The sequence below is a fragment of the Bacillus cereus genome, from assembly GCF_002564555.1.
GTDB lineage: Bacteria > Bacillota > Bacilli > Bacillales > Bacillaceae_G > Bacillus_A > Bacillus_A cereus_K.
Window position 1 is genome coordinate 1 of record NZ_NUVD01000102.1, and the last position, 18,363, is coordinate 18,363.

The window sequence follows — 18,363 nt, forward strand, 5'->3', positions numbered from 1 at the left end:
TTCGTATGCAAATCTTTCAAACACCTACACTTGCTCTTTAGAAAAAAGAAACAATCTCGCCTAAAATTGACGTTGTATGAGCTTAGCTTGATAGCGATGTGGCGCTACCCCATTAAGAAAAGAAATAGGAGAGAATTAAAATGTACCCTATAGAATAGACACTTAAAAAAATCTATTCTATAGGGTACAGATTAATCTATCGCCTTTTTTATTTTTTATCAAAAAATAAATTTAAATCAGTTTTATCCGTATCATAAGCTAAAGCTTCAGCAATACAATCTTGAATAATTTCCAATTTAGCTTTTTCAAAGAATGGTACTGAAAAAATATAATCTGCTCCTGCCCTTTGAATAATCAATACATTTTGCAAACCACTACCTAAAATACCAATTCCGATTAATAGTAAAATAAGTCCGAATATAAAGTTATTTCCTATGGTATTAAAGGAAAAAAGAAGAATAATCAATCCTAATATAATGGGTTTTATTCTATACTGAGAAGAAATCATTGTAGAACTAATATTTTTTAAAGGAATGTTTTGATTATCTTTTCCAGCAGGAATAAACCCTAATATAGTGTTTCCGGTCGATACTTTTACAAATCTTGAATCAATTGAAACAAATCCTTTAATCCAAAAAAACAAAAGTGACAAAGAAAAATCTGTTTTTTTCTCCATTTTATCCTCCTAAAATGTAAAATATTCAATTTATGAAAATAGTATATCGAATTTTCCGTAAATTGGGAATAGTGCAATTTATTCTTTGTAGGTAACACTTTTTTCTTTGTTGCTGGTTCCTTCAACCTTTTCACTGTTTGTTTTTTTGTTAATATTCTATTTATGAAAAAGATCATATTTAATAGAATTCTTCCAACGAAAACGGAAACTCCTTTTATCTTCCAATTATTTATTAGGATTGCATAAAGGATTGGAAGTAGTATAAGGGCCAAAATTCTGATTCTTTTCTATCTCTCCGTCTCAAAAAACTCAATCCACTCCCCGTCAGGGCCAGCGAAAAATATGTAACGTGTTCCATCTGGTAATGTGTCGATTTCTTTTCCTAGTAAAAAGGTTACTTCGTGTTTCTGTAGTCTTTCAATTTCATCTTCTAATGAATCTACTTTAAAGCAAATATGATGCACTTTTCCTTCGGCCGGAAGGGAAGAGTTATAACCTTCAATGAGTTCAAGTATCGTTTCCTTCGATTCTTCCACACCTAAAAAAGCGAGTTGTAAGTCTGGGTTTGGATGTCCCATACGTTTAATAAGCTGTAAACCGACTACGTTTTCATAAAATGAAATAGATGTTTCTAAATCTGCAACCATAAGTCCTACGTGTTCAATTCTTCTAACTGGCATTTGAGAACCCTCTTTCTGAAAATTATACATAAAATAATATTGAAAATTAAGAAAATAAGCAAGATAAAAACCTTACAAATTTTAGCGTGTTATATGGTATAGTGAGAAAGTATGTTTGGGGAGAAGGAAGGAGAATATACGATGAATACAACTACTCAGACTCCTTCATTATCAGAAACGATGAAAGAGTGGCATTATGCGTTAGCATATGAAATTAAACATTGGAAAACGATAGGTGGTAGTAAAATTTCTATCATTAACGGTCGTTTTTTATATACAGATTATGAAAGTACAGTATACGTATTTCAGCTTATTTCGGAAGTAAGCATACCTGAAGGTTCTCCAATTCGAATTGAGTTCGATGGTGAGGAAGCGACAGGGGAAGTATTGTCTGTACATGGATTAGAAATAGAACTGAAACTAAATGATTATATACAAGGCGAAATACGAGAAGCTGTTTTATACAGTGAACCGTGGCAATTACTAGAACAGCTGCAAGAGCGATTAAAAGAGGCCCGTAAAGATAAACTAAGACGTCAACGAATTAAACGTTTAGTAGAGGGAACGAGCAGTCCAAAGCATCTTGAGAAGATGAAAAATACGAAAAATGAATTGGCGTATCGTTCATTTTACAATCCAACAACGTACGTGTGGGGACCACCTGGAACAGGGAAGTCTTACAATTTATCACGTATTATTTCGGCACATTATCAAAAAGGAAAATCGGTACTTGTGTTAGCTCATAGTAATGCGGCTGTTGACGTATTAATGAGCGAAGTAACGAAGCAAATTGAGAAGAAAAAGAAATGGACGCCTGGCGAAATTGTTCGTTACGGTTATAGTCAACATGAGCATATACGAAATCATGACACGTTACTTGCGTCGAAGTTAGTTGAAACGACGAACGGATCTTGGGGAGAAGAAAGACTCTATTTAGAAGAGACACGACAAGATCTTCGTGAAAAGATTTTATCATATAAAGCGACGTCTGCTGATAAGAAGCGTATACAAGAGATTGAAAGTGATCTTCGAAAGCAAAAAGCGAAAATTAAAGAAGTAGAAAAAGAATACATTGAAAATGCGAAAGTAATCGGTGCGACTTTATCGAAATGTGCCATTGATTCACTTATTTACGAGCGCACATTTGATTTAGTTGTCGTAGATGAAGTAAGTATGGCATATGTTCCGCAAATCGCATTGGCTGCTTCACTTGGAAAACGTATCGTCGTTTGTGGTGATTTTTTACAGTTACCTCCGATTGCGATGGCGAACCATGAACTCGTTCGAAAATGGCTTGGTGAAGATATGTTTTATCATGCCGGGATTGTTGATTCTGTAAATAAATCAGAAGCACATCCCAACCTTTTTATGTTGCAGGAACAAAGACGTATGCATGCGGATATATCGAAGTTTACGAATTCGTTTATTTATAAAAATAGAGTATACGATCATCCATCTGTTTCAGAGCGTAAAGAACTTGCAAAGTTGCAACCATTCGCAAATGAAGCGAGTGTTTTATTTGATACGAGCCTAATGGGAGCATTTTCGTTAAAAGACGCTGCTTCTGGTTCTCGTTTTAATATTATGTCTGGTTTAGTGGCGATGCAAATGATGTTAATTGGACTGTTAGACGGTGTTCAATCAATTGGTGTTGTTACGCCTTACAGGGCGCAGTCTCGCTTTTTATCGACGTGTATTAGAGAAATGTTGCAGAGAACGAAATATCAAAACATACCAGTATTAGCGGCAACAGTTCATAAGTTCCAAGGATCTGAACGAGATATGATGATATTTGATACGGTTGATAGTTATCCGCAAGAACGCCCTGGTGTGTTATTCTTTGATCATAAAAACCATCGCCTCGTCAATGTAGCAGTAACGAGAGCGAGAGGGAAGTTCATTCAATTATCAGATTGCCATTATATGCGTAAAAACCTTTCGAGAAAACAAGCTTTGTCACAATTAACTGCTCATATAGAACGTCACGGAGATGTGTATGATCGTACGACATCACGCCAATTGTGGGAACGAAAGATATCGAAACGATTACGCTGGTTTATGGAAATGAATCTTGAAGAGCCGAAAGGGTTATTAAAAGATATTGTAGCCGCAAAACGAAAAATTATCATTTCACTTCCAAGTACAAGACAAGTGGATAAACGAGTATGGCAAGCATTAATGCGTACAACTTCGCAAGTAACGGTTTATAGTGATGGACCAGTTCCATTAAAGAATGTAAAATTGCAAAGGCAAAACAAAGCATTCCCGTTTATAGTAATAGATGATGAAATCTTTTGGGCAGGGGCACCGCTCACATCTCAAATGATGTTTGAAGGTAGTACGGAGTTTCCGTACATATGTGCAAGACTACAAGCACCTGAAACAATCGGTGTATTAAAAGGATTTTTGGATATTCGGTAAATTCGGATAGGAATTCCTTGACTTTTAATCGGAATAAATTTAGAATGAAAATAATTTAATATAATTTTATGAAAATTCTTATCACGAGAGGTGGAGGGACTGGCCCTACGATACCTCGGCAGCGGATTCTATATGAATACTGTGCCAATTCCAGCAAGGTAACTTGAAAGATAAGAAAGAAGCTCATTTTGACTGTATATACAGAAGCCTCTTTCTATCTTTTAGAAAGAGGCTTTTTTACGTGGAAATAAAAGGGGGAAGAAAAATGGGAGCGACAGGAGTAACGTCACAAAGAAAAATAATTGAAGAGAGTATAGAAAGAAATAAGGAAAAGTACATAGAAACAAGTCATAATATTCATGCGAATCCGGAGATTGGTAATCAAGAGTTTTACGCATCAAGAGTGTTAAGTTTATTACTAGGTAGTGCAGGATTTCAGTTACAGCACAATATAGCGGGGCATGAAACAGGTTTTATCGCACGAAAAAGTTCAGGAAAACAAGGGCCAGTTATCGCATTTTTAGCTGAGTATGATGCTCTGCCAGGACTAGGCCACGCGTGTGGTCATAATTTAATTGGCACAATTAGTGTCGCGGCAGCAATCGCATTATCAGAAACACTTGAAGAAATCGGCGGAGAAGTTGTCGTATTCGGAACACCAGCAGAAGAGGGTGGTCCAAATGGTAGCGCAAAAGCGAGTTATGTAAAGGCAGGTTTATTTAAAAACATTGATGCGGCGCTTATGATTCATCCGAGCGGAAAAACAGCGACAACGAGTCCATCACTAGCAGTCGATCCACTTGATTTTCATTTTTACGGAAAAACAGCTCACGCCGCAGCTTCACCAGAAGAAGGGATTAATGCATTAGATGCGATTATTCAGCTGTATAACAGTATTAATGCACTTCGCCAACAGCTTCCGTCAGATGTGAAAATTCATGGCGTCATTACAGAAGGCGGAAAAGCACCTAATATTATTCCTGACTACGCCGCGGCAAGATTCTTCATCCGCGCAGCAACGCGAAAAAGATGTGCGGAAGTAACAGAAAAAGTAAGAAATATTGCACAAGGAGCAGCATTAGCAACAGGTACAAAAGTGAAAATTCATCAATTCCAAAATGAAATCGATGAATTACTCGTAACAAAAACATTTAATGACGTCGTAGCAGAAGAACTAGAACTACTAGGTGAAGATGTAAATCGTAAAGAACGAGTTGGCATCGGTTCAACTGATGCAGGAAACGTAAGCCAAGTCGTACCGACCATTCATCCATACATTAAAATCGGTCCAGACGACTTAATTGCGCATACGAATGAATTTAGAGCAGCAGCACGTTCAGAACTTGGAGATAAAGCATTAATTACATCAGCAAAAGCATTAGCGAATACAGCGTATCGGTTAATTACGGAAGAAGGGTTGTTAGAGAAGGTGAAAGAGGAGTTTAGGGAGGCGCAGAGGAATCAAGGGTAGTTGGTTAAAAGGAGTGGGTCATCCACTCCTTTTTCTTTTTTGGGGAAAGCTGGTGCCTATCAATTTAAATAAAGTGTTCATTTTCACATTGAGATGTCAATTCTCTTATTTCTTTATCAAAACGACAATTTCTCCTCAAACTCACTCTTTAATACAATTAAAGGAGACGATAAGCCAAATTGCATTAAAGAGTCTAAAAATACAGCGAGAGAATCCATCGAATCGCTCATGACCTTCATTATATAATTAAATTCCCCGCTAATTCGATATAAATCTGTTACTTCAGGAGCGGCATTACAATATTGGATAAAATCAGAGCATTGGCTCGTTTTAAACATGATGAATGCTTGAATGTTCTTATTAATTTTGGAAGGCTCAAATTTCGTTCGGTAAGCCGCTATAACTCCGTGATCTTCAAGTTTATTAATACGCTCTTTTACAGCAGGCTGTGTCATGGAGATGATTCGTCCTATTTCTGAAACGGAAATTCTTGCATTTTCATATAATAAGTTCATTATTTTATGGTCAATTTCATCCAGTTTTACTGCATTTTGCATTGGGTAGCCCCCTATATTTTATTTTCTAAAGCAAATTGTAAATTATAACTATAATATCATAAGTTAACTAACTAAATTACCTATAAATCTATATTTAAAATTATGGGTGTTTGCATGAAAATATAAGTATAGGATTTATCAAGCGGAAATTTAGGAAGGATGGAAAAAATGAAGAATCTTGATGGGAAAGTAGCGTTAGTAACCGGGGCGAGTCGCGGAATCGGTCGTGCCATTGCAATGAGATTGGCGAAAGATGGGGCATTAGTTGCGATTCACTACGGCCGAAATAAAACAGCTGCAGATGAAACGATTAGTGAGATTGAATCTAATGGAGGGAAAGCGTTCTTAATTGAAGCTGAGCTCAATTCAATTGATGGTGTCAAAAAGCTGGTAGAACAATTAAAGAATGAATTACAAACAAGAATTGGTACATCAGAGATTGATATTTTAGTAAACAATGCAGGTATAGGTACACAAGGAACGATTGAAAATACGACAGAAGAAGTTTTTGATGAAATTATGGCCGTAAATATGAAGGCGCCGTTCTTCTTAATTCAGCAAACATTACCATTACTACGAGCAGAAGGGCGCATTATTAACATTTCATCAGCCGAAGTACGACTTGGTTTTACAGGATCAATTGCATACGGTTTAAGTAAAGGTGCATTAAATACGATGACACTTCCTCTAGCTAAGCATCTTGGAGATAGAGGTATAACAGTGAATACAATTATGCCCGGATATACGAAGACAGATATTAATGCGAAATTGCTAGATAATCCAGAAATACGAAATTTTGCTACGAATTCATCTGTGTTTGGACGGATAGGGCAAGTTGAAGATATTGCAGATGCAGTAGCGTTCCTTGCTTCTTCTGATAGTCGCTGGGTAACAGGGCAGATTTTAGATGTTTCTGGTGGGTTTTGTTTATAGGGGTGTTACTTTATAATTATCCAACTAAGATTGACTCGATTCTTCGGAAATCTCTTAACTGTTAAGTTGTAAAAAGAACCGTAGTTTTTCATTTTTGAAAAGGCTATGGCTCTTTTTAGTTGTAGCAAAGATATGATGCGAGGAAGGTTTTTTTAATCAAAAAAATTTGATTAACTAGTTGCATAAAGACTGAATCAACGTATATACTATAAACATCAAAAAAAGTTGATGAAGGGAAGTGAACTACAGTGGCACAAGATTTTCAGCTCTATGAGAAAAAGTTTAAAGCGTTGGCTGATCAGAAGCGTTTAGAGATTATGTATGAACTTTGTCAGCGAGGACAGACGTGTGTATGTGATTTAACAGAGATTTTTGAAATGACGCAATCTAAGTTGTCCTATCATTTGAAGATTTTATTAGATGCAGGTTTAATTGTAAAAGAAACAAAAGGTACGTGGAGTTATTATGATTTAAATGATGCGGAAGTTAATAATTTATTATCAGAAGAGTTGTGCTGTATCTTTAGAAAAACAGGAAAAGGTAGCTGTTGTTAAAATTTTGCACTATTAATCAAAAAAAATTGATTAATAACATTTTAAGAGGAGGAATTAGCTATGAGATATGTTCATGTCGGTATAAACGTTACTAATTTAGAGAAGTCGATTGAATTTTATGAAAAGGTATTTGGTGTATCACCAGTTAAAGTGAAAACAGATTATGCAAAATTTTTATTAGAGACGCCAGGACTTAATTTCACGCTGAACGTACGAGATGAAGTGAAGGGAAATCAGGTAAATCATTTTGGTTTCCAAGTGGATATAGCCGAAGAAATTACATTACATAAAGAAAGATTAGAAAAAGAAGGTTTCTTTGTGCGTGATGAGATGAATACTACTTGTTGCTATGCGGTTCAAGATAAGTTTTGGGTAACGGATCCCGATGGTAACGAGTGGGAGTTCTTTTATACGAAAGCAGATAGTGATGTTCACAAAATAGAAGAGTCATCTTGTTGCACGACTTCTAATGAGGTAGCTAAAAATTCTTGTTGTTAATAGGAGATGGAGAATAAAATGAAACGTTTATCTTTTCTAGATCGATATTTAACACTATGGATTTTTCTAGCTATGGCTGTTGGGATTGGTTTAGGGTTTGTGTTTCCTAGTGTAGTAGACGGACTGAATAGATTACAAGTTGGAACAACGTCTATTCCGCTTGCTGTTGGTTTAATTGTAATGATGTACCCACCATTGGCGAAAGTTCGTTACGAGGAAATGGGCCGGGTATTTAAAGATGTAAAAGTGTTAGTTCTATCTTTAATACAAAACTGGATTATTGGACCTGTACTTATGTTTGTTTTAGCAATTATTTTTCTTCCTGATAAGCCAGAATATATGGTCGGCCTCATTATGATTGGTTTAGCACGTTGTATTGCAATGGTAATTGTTTGGAACGATCTAGCAGATGGTGATAAAGAATATGCAGCCGGTTTAGTTGCTTTTAATTCGGTATTCCAAATGTTATTCTTCTCAGTTTATGCATACGTGTTCGTAACAGTAATTCCAGAATGGTTAGGGATTGAAGGGGCTATTGTAGATATTACAATGGTAGAGGTAGCGAAATCAGTCTTTATCTATTTAGGGATTCCTTTTCTTGCAGGTATGTTGACACGCCTTGTACTAGTGAAGCTAAAAGGAAGACAGTGGTATGAAAAGGTGTTTATACCTAAGATTAGTCCACTTACATTAATTGCATTGCTATTTACAATCATCGTTATGTTCTCTTTAAAAGGGGAAATGATTGTTAGCGTACCACTAGATGTAGTAAGAATAGCGATTCCATTATTGATTTATTTTATTGTGATGTTTTTCGTTTCTTTCTTTATGGGAAGAAAGATTGGTGCAAGTTATCCGGTGACGACAACGTTAGCATTTACAGCAGGTAGCAATAACTTTGAGTTAGCGATTGCTGTGGCAGTTGGTGTGTTTGGTATTCACTCAGGCGCAGCATTTGCAGCTGTTATCGGACCTTTAGTCGAAGTACCTGTAATGATTGCACTTGTAAATGTTGCTTTTTGGTTTAAACGTAAATATTTTAATGACCAACCAGTCTAAATTTAAAACAAAGGTGGAAACCAACATGGAAAACAAAAAGACAATTTACTTTTTATGCACAGGAAACTCATGCCGAAGCCAAATGGCAGAAGCCTTTGGGAAACAATACTTAGGAGATAAGTGGAATGTATATTCTGCAGGCATTGAAGCGCATGGAGTGAATCCAAATGCTATTAAAGCAATGAATGAAGTAAATATCGATATCACAAATCAAACATCAGATATGATTGATCCAAACATTTTAAATAACGCTGATTTAGTCGTTACTCTTTGTAGTCACGCAGATTCTGTTTGTCCATCTACACCTCCGCACGTGAATCGTGTTCATTGGGGATTTGATGATCCAGCAGGAAAAGAGTGGTCTGAGTTTCAACGTGTTCGTAATGAAATTGGAGAACGTATAAAGCGATTTTCTGAAACAGGGGAGTAAATAAAGGAAAGAGTCAATCTTCTAATGTATAGGAGATTGGCTCTTTGTCAATTGGAAGTCAAAGTTGCAATTGAATGAACTGGTAGTTTAGTTGAAGAAGGAAAACCTATAGTAAGCATAGAAAAAGAGTAACGACTTGAAATTTTTATGAGGTGACAATGATGGTAATAAAACAAGATGAAATTAAAGTAGTAGTTGGAGCTGGAGTGTTTAACAATAATCCAGGCTGGATTCAAACGCAAGAAGATGAGCTTAACTTATTAGTTGAAACGACATGGGAAGAAAGATTTGAACATAACTCCATTTCAGCTATTTTAGCAGAGCATGTATGGGAGCATCTTACTTTTGAAGAAGGGGTAAAAGCAGCTGAAATTTGTTATAAATTTCTAAAACCGTCAGGTCATATTCGGTGCGGCGTCCCTGATGCATTTTTCCCAGATGAAACATACCAAAATATAGTTCAAGTAGGCGGACCTGGCCCGAAAGACCATCCAGCTGCAAGCCATAAAATCGTTCATAATTATAAAACATTAACGGAAATGTTTGAAACTGCTGGATTTGAAGTAGTTTTACTTGAATATTGCGATGAAAATGGGCAATTTTATTACAAAGAATGGGACGCAAATGATGGCGTTATCTTCCGCTCAAAAAGATATGATTCTAGAAATCAAGGAGATAAACTTGGTTTCCCATCATTAATTGTTGATGCGATTAAACGGTAAGTGATTAACGGCATGAGTTAGTATTATAAGTTTATGAGCCGCAAATGCGGCTTTTTATTTATGGTGTAATTATTACTGGAATGCCTTTTCGAAAAACTGAATGATTTTTTTAGAATTATCTTCACGTAGATCATAACCTTTGCCATGCATTTCATCGCTCGTTTTTGCCATTACGATGTCACCATCAGATTCTATCCAAACAAAAAATTCTTGTACAGAATTATTTTGATAAGTAACCTTCATTTTTGAATGTACATGGCTTTTGGCATCTTGATCTAGAAGGAGTGTTTTCTTTTGTGCGCTTTCCATACTTGTAAAAATTGTTTTCATATTTTCTTTATTTACTACTTTATTAATACTTTTTGAATTTACAGGACTAATCTCGATTTTTTTTACTTCTTTTTGTTCAAACATAACGTTTTCGGATGCAATTTCTTTTTCTTTCACTGTTGTGGATGCTTTTTTATTGGAAGCTTTCGTTTCATTTGAATTACTTGTACATCCAATTAATAAGGTGATACATAATGCCCCAATTATACCGAATTTTAAGGTCTTCAATAATATGCCTCCCATCTACTATTTTCTATAATTCTATTTCCTAATTGAAATATCCTAGCTATGCTTAATTAAGTGAAATAAATTTTGTTATGGAGAGCAGAATGAATTACATTCCTAACGAATCACTTCATATGTCTACGATTCACAAAATAAAGCATGAGAGGTGTTCTAAAAATGAAAATACAAATTGTATTGTTTGGTGGCTTTGGAGAGCTCGTCTCCTTTGCGCCTTTTGAAGTACTGAAAAGAGCGATAGAAGAAGGGGCTCCATTTACGGTTGAATTCGTTTCAAGTGAACCAAAACAAGAAGTTACTACTTCGTTTGGAGTTACGGTTAAACTGAATGATTTTTTACGAATGGATAATCGTCCAGATTTGTTAATTGTTCCTGGTGGTGGCTGGAATCATAAAGCTGAACATGGGGCACGAAAGCAAGCAGAGCTTGGAACCCTGACTGAAATGATTAAAGAGATGCACAAAGCAGGAACGATTGTTGCTGGAGTTTGTACAGGAGGTATGCTACTAGCTGCCGCTGGTATATTGGATGGTAAAAAAGCGACGATGCACCATTTGGCACAGAATGAGATCAGTGAATACGGGGCAGAGCTTCTTCATTACAGAATTGCGGATCAAGGGGATGTTATCACTGCAAGAGGAGTCACTTCAGGACTTGATCTGGGACTTTGGATCACGGAAAGGTTCGCAAGCTCCAAAATTGCAGCTGCTGTTGAATACAGAATGGAATATGAGAGGCGAGGTATTGTTTGGAAGTAATGTGACTTCTTTTTTAGACCTGAACGTATATATGCATCTTCAGTCAATCGAATCCTCTTATTACACAAGAAATACCCTATAGGATAGATTTTTTTAGTGTCTATTCTATAGGGTACATTTATTTCTCGGTACAGCTGTGTCTTATGACGAACAAGCGATTGAAATTGTGAACAAATCAGAGTTCGGTTTCGTTTATATAATGCGTGAATCGTTTCAATCCCTTTTATCGCGCTTGAAGCCTTTAGAGTTACGTTATATATTTTAAATGTAGAAACATATTAAAATATTACATATACAAACTATAAAAAGAGAGTAAAGGAGCCATGAGATTGAAGAAGACAGCGAAATGTTTATTATGGGGGACAGGCTCTATATTTGGTGCTTTCACAGCATTTATTACTTATGTGGCAATTAAGAATGTGAAGCATAAGGATGTTGAGAAATTGAAGGTGACCAATAATAACGAGCACGTTCTTAAAGTCGGTAAAGAGTTTAAGGTGACAACGTTTAATATTGGCTACGGCGGTTTAGATAAAGATCAAGATTTCTTCTTAGACGGAGGGAAAGGCTCGCGTTCTAGTAGTAAAGAACAAACAGAAAAGAATATCAGCAATATGCTGTCTTTCTTACAAAAGGAAGATTCTGATTTTATATTAACGCAAGAGATGGATGAGAAGTCACTTCGTTCATTTGATGTGAATCAGTATAAGGCGTTTCAAGATGGACTGAAAGATCATGCGTCTACGTTTGGTGATAACTTTAATGTGCAGTGGGTGCCGGTACCGATTAAGAAGCCACACGGATATACGAACAGTGGACTTGGTTCGTTTTCAAAATATAAAGTAGAAGAAGTGACGAGATATCAGCTTCCTGGAAGAGAAATGTGGCTTCGTCAATTATTCGATGTAGATCGGGCGATTGTTGAGCATAAGGTTCCAGTTGATAACGGAAAATATTTACGAATGGTGAATGTTCATTTATCTGCATATGATAAGGGTGGGAACATTCGAAAGCAACAAGTTGAGTTTTTGAAAGAGTATATGAATAAACATTTCAACAGTGGCGATTATATCGTACTTGGTGGAGATTGGAATCAACTATTATCTGATGTGCAGTTAAAGGATCCGAGGTCTAAAGACGAATGGCCAGAGTGGTTAGTACAGTTACCAGAAGATTTCACTGATGGTGGGTTTCAGTGGGCTGTTGATGATACGGTTTGGACAGTTCGTGATAATGTGAAGAGCTTTGTTGAAGGTGAGAACTTTGTTACGATTATTGATGGGTTTTTAGTCTCTCAAAATGTGGAGATTGTAAGCGTACAAGGGCATGATTTGAAGTTTGAAAGCAGCGATCATAATCCGGTTAGTGCGGTATTGAAATTAAATTAGCAAGGGAAGACAATGGTTTCAAGGGAGTATGTGCAAGAAGGGTGTAACCACATGTTGTCTGAAGTTTTATACAATATAAATAATCTTGGCTCATTCATTTCATTAACCGGTTCCTTACGTATAAGGTACCGGTTAATTTGTGTCACAGTTTCCTGAAATGATGGGGTGACCCTTCACGGTACAGTTGCTTTTTCTTCTATCAATTCCACAAATGCATCTCGGATTGCTTCTTTTGTACGAACGACTCGTAAATCGCTATATATATCACGCAAGCAATATTCCACCTGAATTTTTTCAACACATTAAGAAAATATGACGGATATACGACACATCCATCATTTTTGATTGTTGTGAGGAGTTTTACTCAAGATTTATAATTTGAAGTAAAAAACAACACTTTGTTCATTAATTCGCTTGAAAATAGGGAGGGAAGTGTATGAAGAATCAATTGTTAATTGTTGGAGCTGGACCAACTGGAGTAGTTTTAGCTATTGGACTTACAAAACAAGGAATCCCTTTTAGAATTATCGATAAAAATAAAGGACTTGGAGAAACTTCAAGATTTATAGGTGTACAAGCAAGGACATTAGAGTTCTATGCCAATTCGTTTTTTTGATATAATAGATGTGAAGCAAGAGATAGAAAGATACTTCTAGTAATTTATATTTAAAATGCAGGGAGATTGAACAGAGTTATGGGGAATGAACAAGAAATTAGTTCCGCTAAATTAATATGGAAGATGACGAGGCCACATACATTAACGGCGACGTTTTCTCCTGTAATTTTAGGGACTGTGGCATCACTTTATGTTGCCGAAACTCATTGGCTTTTATTTATTGCGATGATGAGTGCATGTTTAGCATTACAAATAGCAACGAATTTGTTTAACGAGTATTATGATTTCAAACGTGGATTAGACACCGCTGATTCTGTTGGAATTGGTGGTGGAATTGTCCGTCATGGATTGAAGCCAAAAAACGTTTTAACAGTTGCGCTTTTATTGTATGTGGTAGCAGCCTTTATTGGCATTTATATTTGCATGAATAGTAGCTGGTGGTTAGTAGTCATTGGTTTAATTGGGATGGCGGTTGGCTATTTATATACAGGTGGTCCATTACCAATTGCGTACACCCCATTTGGAGAATTAGTTTCTGGGTTGTTAATGGGGACATGTTTTGTACTAATTGCTTTCTTTATTCAAACGAATACTGTAACAGTTGAAAGTATATTGATTTCCATTCCAATTGGAATTTTAGTAGGTGCAATTAACATGTCGAATAACATCCGAGATATTGATGAAGACATTAAAGGTGGAAGAAAGACGTTAGCTATCCTCCTTGGGAGAGAGAAAGCAGTGGTAACACTAGCTGTAGCCTTTTTTGTTGCTTATTTATGGATCGTTGTGATTGTGTTGATGGGTTATATAAGCCCTTGGGCATTAGTTATGTTCCTAGGTTTGAAAAAGCCAATCTCTGCAATTCAAGGTTTCCAAAAAGGAGTAAAGGAACCTGGATATATGCGCATAGCAATGAAATCAACAGCGATGACAAACACGGTTTTCGGTTTCTTATTATCAGTCGGACTATTAATCAGTTATTTGTTTTAAATAAAAACCCTCAACAATCGGGCAATATTGTTAAGTGATTAACCCTCTATTTCTCAATTTAAATACAGAGAAATGGGGGGTTTTTATTTTGTGATTTACGACGCTAAGCCCATTTTCCTGACGATTACCCCGTTTTTAACAACGTTAAGAAAGTTTTAGTGGCCTTAAAGAATCTAATGATATCACTTTCTCTGAATTAAAATGGTATCCTCCTAACAAATTAATATGTTCTCAGCCTAAAGGTGACAGATGGTGCAATAAGTCTTCATTATATAGAAAGCTATGGGAAGGAAACAAATAATCATTCCTTATTCCATTAAAGGGCGCGATTATCGAAAGATGAACGCGCGTGCCTGTTTCATGTTTAGGTCAGGTTGTAGAGGATATAGTCCAGCATTAATAGTAGTGAACCGTATCATAAATAAATGAGGTTTTAGCGAAAAAACAACAGCCCCCCTCTAATTTGCTGGAGAGGTGCTGTTTTGTTATTTGAATGGCTTATGTTAATATACGCCTTTAATTCGAATGGTGGCAGCACCTTTTATTAGAATTATCCCCTTGGTTTAACAAATGCTTTTTTGTAAATAATATGTTCGTTAAACAATTAATTAAGGGGGACTTGTATGCCACAGGATCGAAAAGTAGAAGTTCAAAACGATGCATACGAAGGAAAAGAGATTGTACCAGATAATCCACAATATGTACCGCGTCACATGCAAATGGAGCTGCCTCACGAATTTTCTATAAATCCTCTGTTTGCCCGCGAAGGAGAATCAGCCGTTCCGCGCTTTAACATGCCTGATAAAGGCATGTTACCAGAAACAGCGTATCAAATCGTCCATGATGAAATTGCTCTTGATGGCAATGCCCGCTTGAATCTTGCAACATTCGTTAGCACATGGATGGAGCCTGCCGCAGAGCAATTATATGCCAAATCATTCGACAAGAACATGATTGACAAGGATGAATATCCACAGACAGCCGAAATTGAGGAGCGGTGTGTCCGCATTTTAGCCAACCTCTGGCATTCGCCCACCCCCATTACAACTATGGGTGTTTCAACAACTGGATCGTCGGAAGCATGTATGCTCGGGGGGCTTGCGTTAAAGAGACGCTGGCAAAACGCACGCAAAAGCGAAGGGAAGCCGGTGGATCGTCCCAATATTGTGTTTAGTTCTGCTGTTCAAGTCGTTTGGGAAAAATTCGCGAACTATTGGGAGGTTGAACCACGCTATGTGAAGGTTAGCCCGGAGCGTCCCCAATTGGATCCTCAGGGGGTCCTCGCTGCCGTGGATGAAAATACGATTGGTGTAGTACCGATTCTCGGTGAGACTTATACGGGGCTTTACGAACCGGTTGCCGCCATTGCGAAAGCGCTGGACGATTTACAGGAGAGGACGGGCCTCGACATTCCCATGCATGTGGATGCGGCTTCGGGGGGATTTATAGCACCGTTTCTTCAACCAGATTTAGTCTGGGATTTTCAATTACCGAGGGTGAAGTCCATCAATGTATCCGGACATAAATATGGATTAGTCTACCCTGGATTAGGTTGGATAGTTTGGCGAGAAGCTGAAGATCTCCCTGAGGATCTAATCTTCCGCGTCTCTTATTTGGGCGGAAACATGCCGACTTTTGCCCTGAATTTCTCTCGTCCTGGCGCACAAGTACTCCTGCAATATTACAATTACCTGCGTTTGGGTAAAAGTGGGTACTATGATGTCCAAAGGGCTTCTCAGAAAGTCGCTCTTTTTCTTAGCAAGGCGATTCAGAAGATGGAACCGTTCGAACTTTTGTCCGATGGTTCGGATATTCCGGTTTTCGCTTGGCGACTGAAAGATGGTTACACATTAAACTGGAATCTTTATGATTTATCTCGACAATTGCGTGTGTTCGGCTGGCAAGTACCCGCTTATCCATTGCCTCCAGATATGGAAGAGGTGACGATTATGCGCGTTGTGGTTCGAAATGGATTATCAATGGATCTCGCGCATTTATTTTTGATGAACCTCAAACAGGCCGTTGCCTTTCTGGATTCCCTGGACGGGCCTATGCCACATGATACGAAATGTGATAATGGGTTCCATCACTAAATGGGGACAGATCCCGTAGTCATTAAGTTGAGCTAACCACCGGTGAAATTAACTATCTTAGATGAATCCTTCCATTAAGAAATTTATTGGAGGGACTTTTTATGGAGATTAAGTCGACCAATAAGAATATGCTTTATACAGAAGAAAGTTTATATCAATTATCGTTTTGGGGAACAGATTAAGCACCCGATCTGATAAATAGACGGAGAGATTCCACCTATTGATTCAAAAAATATGAAAATGGGTAATTTTGCTTTGCATAATCGGAAAACCTCCCTTTATAAACCCTGGAACGAGCTCTATTTTGCATCTAACCGAAAAATCTGCGCTTATTTTACTATCGCTGGTTACTCAATTAAGGACAAGACTTCATATTCCCACTTTTCCTCATTAACCAATAGAAATAAGACCGTTTTTTCGTTTTGGGGTGTTATAAAATGCTTAAGTTGATGGGCATGGGGTATCGCCACATCGCTATCAAGTTAAGCTTATGCAAAGTCAATTTTAGGCGAGATTGTTTCTATTTTCTAAAGGGCGTTAGATAAAGTATTAGCTAAGAGAGCTAATTAAAATGGATAAATATAGGATCTAAGTAGATGTGAGGGATGAACTTTATCCCAGCTTTCACTTTATATCTAAAAACAAATAAGAGAATAATCGTTTGGAAAACGATCATTCTCTAACAGATTCAAAAGCAACAACAGGTATATTATATTATGTCTATAGGGTAAACACGGTGTAGTGAAATGTGAATTTATAAAACGGTAAGAGTCAATGGTAAGCGGACTCTATAAATAACACTACCACCCCCTCATTTTTTGAGAGGGTGGTAGATCAAAACGATTATATTTTGACATGTCAATAAGGTTTGGGTGTTGTGAATTAGTCAATTTTTTAATGCTTACTTTGTTTTGGTTACTGTTGATTAATATTTATATATCATTCTTCAATTGTTTTTAAAATTTACAACAATTGAATTTTAAACAGAAGGTCCATCTGCAAATTTAATTATGAGTAAATCAGCTGAAGAACCTCCACTGCCTCCATTAGAGATAGTTCTAGATCCGGTATTACTATTATTTAGAGTAAGAGTAAGTGGGGTAGTTGTTACATTAATTAGTGCTCCACCTGCGACATTTCCTCCATCTGTTGTAGGCGTTGAAGCTGCAGTAGCAAAATTGCTACCATTTGTTACTATAACGAAAGCACTTGGGCCAGATGTTACAGCAACATTAAAAGCTGCATAGTAAAGACCTGTTTCATTAATAGTCACAGTATTTGTACCATCAAAGCTAAAAGCAGTTCCAACACTGTTAGCACCATTAAAAGTAATTGGTTCAAGAGAAGCCAAAGTTTGATCTATGTTACGTGAAACTTCAATATAACTAGATAAAACTGGTCCTGCAGGTGCAGTAACTCCAGTAGGACCTGTAGCGCCAGTAGGACCTGTAGCGCCAGTAGGACCTGTAACGCCAGTAGGACCTGTAGCGCCAGTAGAACCTGTAACGCCAGTAGAACCTGTAGCGCCAGTAGGACCTGGTTCTACTGGGGGAATAGGGAATGCACATGGAAGAGGAAAATGTTTAGAAAAAGAATTGAATTTATTCAAATTTTTTCACCCACTTTTCTTTTGAAAATATATATTTTTTTATTCTGCAATTTATAGGGTACTTCATTATTTTATGAATTACAGAATAAAAATGATTGTTATGGTAGCCTATTTTATTGATACTCAAACAATTGGATAGGAGGAATAATTAATTAACTATGTGGGGTACAGCCACATCGCTATCAAGCCAAGGTTTTGAAGTACCCCCCAAACGAAAATTTTCTTTATCTACAGGTAGTTGTTTTGAGAAGTCAGCTCATTTTTTTCGTTTTGGGGCGTTTATTTTTCTTAAGTTGATGGATATGGGGTCACCATACATGCCCATCAACTTAAG

At 37.0% G+C, this 18,363-nt stretch carries 18 protein-coding genes, 1 pseudogene and 1 riboswitch; of the genes and pseudogenes, 13 read left to right on the forward strand and 6 right to left on the reverse strand.

Features of this window, described 5'->3' with window-relative positions:
* Nucleotides 1-208: 208 nt before the first annotated feature.
* Together COI75_RS22705 and COI75_RS22715 are read right to left on the reverse strand one after the other, a co-directional pair.
* Entirely contained in the window at nt 209-676 is a 468-nt protein-coding gene (locus COI75_RS22705; RefSeq protein WP_000412697.1) for a hypothetical protein, read from the reverse strand.
* Between the two features lie 287 nt (nt 677-963).
* A complete protein-coding gene (locus COI75_RS22715; RefSeq protein WP_001145263.1) occupies nt 964-1,356 on the reverse strand; it encodes a VOC family protein in 393 nt (130 codons plus the stop codon).
* 111 nt (nt 1,357-1,467) lie between these two features.
* On the opposite strand from COI75_RS22715, the gene COI75_RS22720 reads away from it, so the two are divergent.
* Both COI75_RS22720 and COI75_RS22725 read left to right on the forward strand, forming a co-directional pair.
* Nucleotides 1,468-3,777: an AAA domain-containing protein gene (locus tag COI75_RS22720; RefSeq protein WP_002095526.1), complete on the forward strand. Its 2,310-nt coding sequence runs from the start codon at nt 1,468-1,470 to the stop codon at nt 3,775-3,777.
* A 75-nt stretch (nt 3,778-3,852) separates the two neighbouring features.
* Nucleotides 3,853-3,954: riboswitch (SAM riboswitch) on the forward strand.
* Nucleotides 3,955-4,042: 88 nt separating this feature from the next.
* Nucleotides 4,043-5,248 carry a M20 family metallopeptidase gene (locus COI75_RS22725; RefSeq protein ID WP_000501361.1) on the forward strand — a complete coding sequence of 402 codons (1,206 nt, stop codon included), beginning with the start codon at nt 4,043-4,045 and terminating at the stop codon, nt 5,246-5,248.
* A 116-nt stretch (nt 5,249-5,364) separates the two neighbouring features.
* Here the strand turns inward: COI75_RS22725 and COI75_RS22730 are convergent, their stop codons facing one another.
* The gene (locus tag COI75_RS22730; protein ID WP_001178560.1) at nt 5,365-5,805 is read right to left on the reverse strand and encodes an Lrp/AsnC family transcriptional regulator; all 441 of its coding nucleotides are present in this window, start codon (nt 5,803-5,805) and stop codon (nt 5,365-5,367) included.
* 168 nt (nt 5,806-5,973) lie between these two features.
* On the opposite strand from COI75_RS22730, the gene COI75_RS22735 reads away from it, so the two are divergent.
* From COI75_RS22735 to COI75_RS22765, 6 genes are all read left to right on the forward strand, one after another.
* Nucleotides 5,974-6,738: an SDR family oxidoreductase gene (locus COI75_RS22735; protein WP_000792648.1), complete on the forward strand. Its 765-nt coding sequence runs from the start codon at nt 5,974-5,976 to the stop codon at nt 6,736-6,738.
* Between the two features lie 248 nt (nt 6,739-6,986).
* Nucleotides 6,987-7,292, forward strand: coding sequence for an arsenical resistance operon transcriptional regulator ArsR (gene arsR, locus COI75_RS22745; RefSeq protein WP_000046014.1), 306 nt, complete (start codon nt 6,987-6,989; stop codon nt 7,290-7,292).
* A gap of 60 nt (nt 7,293-7,352) precedes the next feature.
* Entirely contained in the window at nt 7,353-7,790 is a 438-nt protein-coding gene (locus COI75_RS22750) for an ArsI/CadI family heavy metal resistance metalloenzyme (RefSeq protein ID WP_001271009.1), read from the forward strand.
* 18 nt (nt 7,791-7,808) lie between these two features.
* On the forward strand, nt 7,809-8,849 hold the full coding sequence (gene arsB, locus COI75_RS22755) for an ACR3 family arsenite efflux transporter (protein WP_000826535.1): 1,041 nt from the start codon (nt 7,809-7,811) through the stop codon (nt 8,847-8,849).
* A gap of 25 nt (nt 8,850-8,874) precedes the next feature.
* Nucleotides 8,875-9,279, forward strand: coding sequence for an arsenate reductase (thioredoxin) (arsC, locus tag COI75_RS22760; RefSeq protein WP_000428323.1), 405 nt, complete (start codon nt 8,875-8,877; stop codon nt 9,277-9,279).
* A 158-nt stretch (nt 9,280-9,437) separates the two neighbouring features.
* Nucleotides 9,438-10,001, forward strand: coding sequence for a class I SAM-dependent methyltransferase (locus COI75_RS22765; protein WP_002095529.1), 564 nt, complete (start codon nt 9,438-9,440; stop codon nt 9,999-10,001).
* A gap of 72 nt (nt 10,002-10,073) precedes the next feature.
* Here the strand turns inward: COI75_RS22765 and COI75_RS22770 are convergent, their stop codons facing one another.
* Nucleotides 10,074-10,559, reverse strand: coding sequence for a hypothetical protein (locus COI75_RS22770; RefSeq protein ID WP_141535146.1), 486 nt, complete (start codon nt 10,557-10,559; stop codon nt 10,074-10,076).
* 174 nt (nt 10,560-10,733) lie between these two features.
* On the opposite strand from COI75_RS22770, the gene COI75_RS22775 reads away from it, so the two are divergent.
* On the forward strand, nt 10,734-11,333 hold the full coding sequence (locus COI75_RS22775) for a DJ-1/PfpI family protein (RefSeq protein WP_000701580.1): 600 nt from the start codon (nt 10,734-10,736) through the stop codon (nt 11,331-11,333).
* A gap of 323 nt (nt 11,334-11,656) precedes the next feature.
* Nucleotides 11,657-12,721 carry an endonuclease/exonuclease/phosphatase family protein gene (locus tag COI75_RS22780; protein WP_430794628.1) on the forward strand — a complete coding sequence of 355 codons (1,065 nt, stop codon included), beginning with the start codon at nt 11,657-11,659 and terminating at the stop codon, nt 12,719-12,721.
* A 188-nt stretch (nt 12,722-12,909) separates the two neighbouring features.
* Here the strand turns inward: COI75_RS22780 and COI75_RS27460 are convergent.
* Nucleotides 12,910-12,993 (reverse strand): annotated as a pseudogene (locus tag COI75_RS27460) (TetR/AcrR family transcriptional regulator); the annotation flags it as partial.
* Nucleotides 12,994-13,157: 164 nt separating this feature from the next.
* Here COI75_RS27460 and COI75_RS22790 point away from each other — a divergent pair.
* The 3 genes from COI75_RS22790 to COI75_RS22800 all read left to right on the forward strand — a co-directional run bounded on the left by COI75_RS22790 (nt 13,158) and on the right by COI75_RS22800 (nt 16,420).
* Entirely contained in the window at nt 13,158-13,337 is a 180-nt protein-coding gene (locus COI75_RS22790; RefSeq protein ID WP_000795833.1) for an FAD-dependent monooxygenase, read from the forward strand.
* Nucleotides 13,338-13,415: 78 nt separating this feature from the next.
* Nucleotides 13,416-14,327, forward strand: coding sequence for a 1,4-dihydroxy-2-naphthoate polyprenyltransferase (menA, locus tag COI75_RS22795; RefSeq protein WP_000526201.1), 912 nt, complete (start codon nt 13,416-13,418; stop codon nt 14,325-14,327).
* A gap of 623 nt (nt 14,328-14,950) precedes the next feature.
* Nucleotides 14,951-16,420, forward strand: coding sequence for a glutamate decarboxylase (locus tag COI75_RS22800; protein ID WP_001135436.1), 1,470 nt, complete (start codon nt 14,951-14,953; stop codon nt 16,418-16,420).
* 979 nt (nt 16,421-17,399) lie between these two features.
* On the opposite strand, the gene COI75_RS27035 is transcribed toward COI75_RS22800, so the two are convergent.
* Nucleotides 17,400-18,029, reverse strand: coding sequence for a collagen-like protein (locus COI75_RS27035; RefSeq protein WP_176535607.1), 630 nt, complete (start codon nt 18,027-18,029; stop codon nt 17,400-17,402).
* Between the last annotated feature and the right edge of the window lie 334 nt (nt 18,030-18,363).

Bases quoted from the DNA above. Each gene is read 5' to 3' on its own strand.
- COI75_RS22705 (WP_000412697.1), bottom strand. From the start codon at position 676: ATGGAGAAAAAAACAGATTTTTCTTTGTCACTTTTGTTTTTTTGGATT.
- COI75_RS22715 (WP_001145263.1), bottom strand. From the start codon at position 1,356: ATGCCAGTTAGAAGAATTGAACACGTAGGACTTATGGTTGCAGATTTA.
- COI75_RS22720 (WP_002095526.1), top strand. From the start codon at position 1,468: ATGTTTGGGGAGAAGGAAGGAGAATATACGATGAATACAACTACTCAG.
- COI75_RS22725 (WP_000501361.1), top strand. From the start codon at position 4,043: ATGGGAGCGACAGGAGTAACGTCACAAAGAAAAATAATTGAAGAGAGT.
- COI75_RS22730 (WP_001178560.1), bottom strand. From the start codon at position 5,805: ATGCAAAATGCAGTAAAACTGGATGAAATTGACCATAAAATAATGAAC.
- COI75_RS22735 (WP_000792648.1), top strand. From the start codon at position 5,974: ATGAAGAATCTTGATGGGAAAGTAGCGTTAGTAACCGGGGCGAGTCGC.
- COI75_RS22750 (WP_001271009.1), top strand. From the start codon at position 7,353: ATGAGATATGTTCATGTCGGTATAAACGTTACTAATTTAGAGAAGTCG.
- arsB (WP_000826535.1), top strand. From the start codon at position 7,809: ATGAAACGTTTATCTTTTCTAGATCGATATTTAACACTATGGATTTTT.
- arsC (WP_000428323.1), top strand. From the start codon at position 8,875: ATGGAAAACAAAAAGACAATTTACTTTTTATGCACAGGAAACTCATGC.
- COI75_RS22765 (WP_002095529.1), top strand. From the start codon at position 9,438: ATGATGGTAATAAAACAAGATGAAATTAAAGTAGTAGTTGGAGCTGGA.
- COI75_RS22775 (WP_000701580.1), top strand. From the start codon at position 10,734: ATGAAAATACAAATTGTATTGTTTGGTGGCTTTGGAGAGCTCGTCTCC.
- COI75_RS22780 (WP_430794628.1), top strand. From the start codon at position 11,657: ATGAGATTGAAGAAGACAGCGAAATGTTTATTATGGGGGACAGGCTCT.
- COI75_RS22790 (WP_000795833.1), top strand. From the start codon at position 13,158: ATGAAGAATCAATTGTTAATTGTTGGAGCTGGACCAACTGGAGTAGTT.
- menA (WP_000526201.1), top strand. From the start codon at position 13,416: ATGGGGAATGAACAAGAAATTAGTTCCGCTAAATTAATATGGAAGATG.
- COI75_RS22800 (WP_001135436.1), top strand. From the start codon at position 14,951: ATGCCACAGGATCGAAAAGTAGAAGTTCAAAACGATGCATACGAAGGA.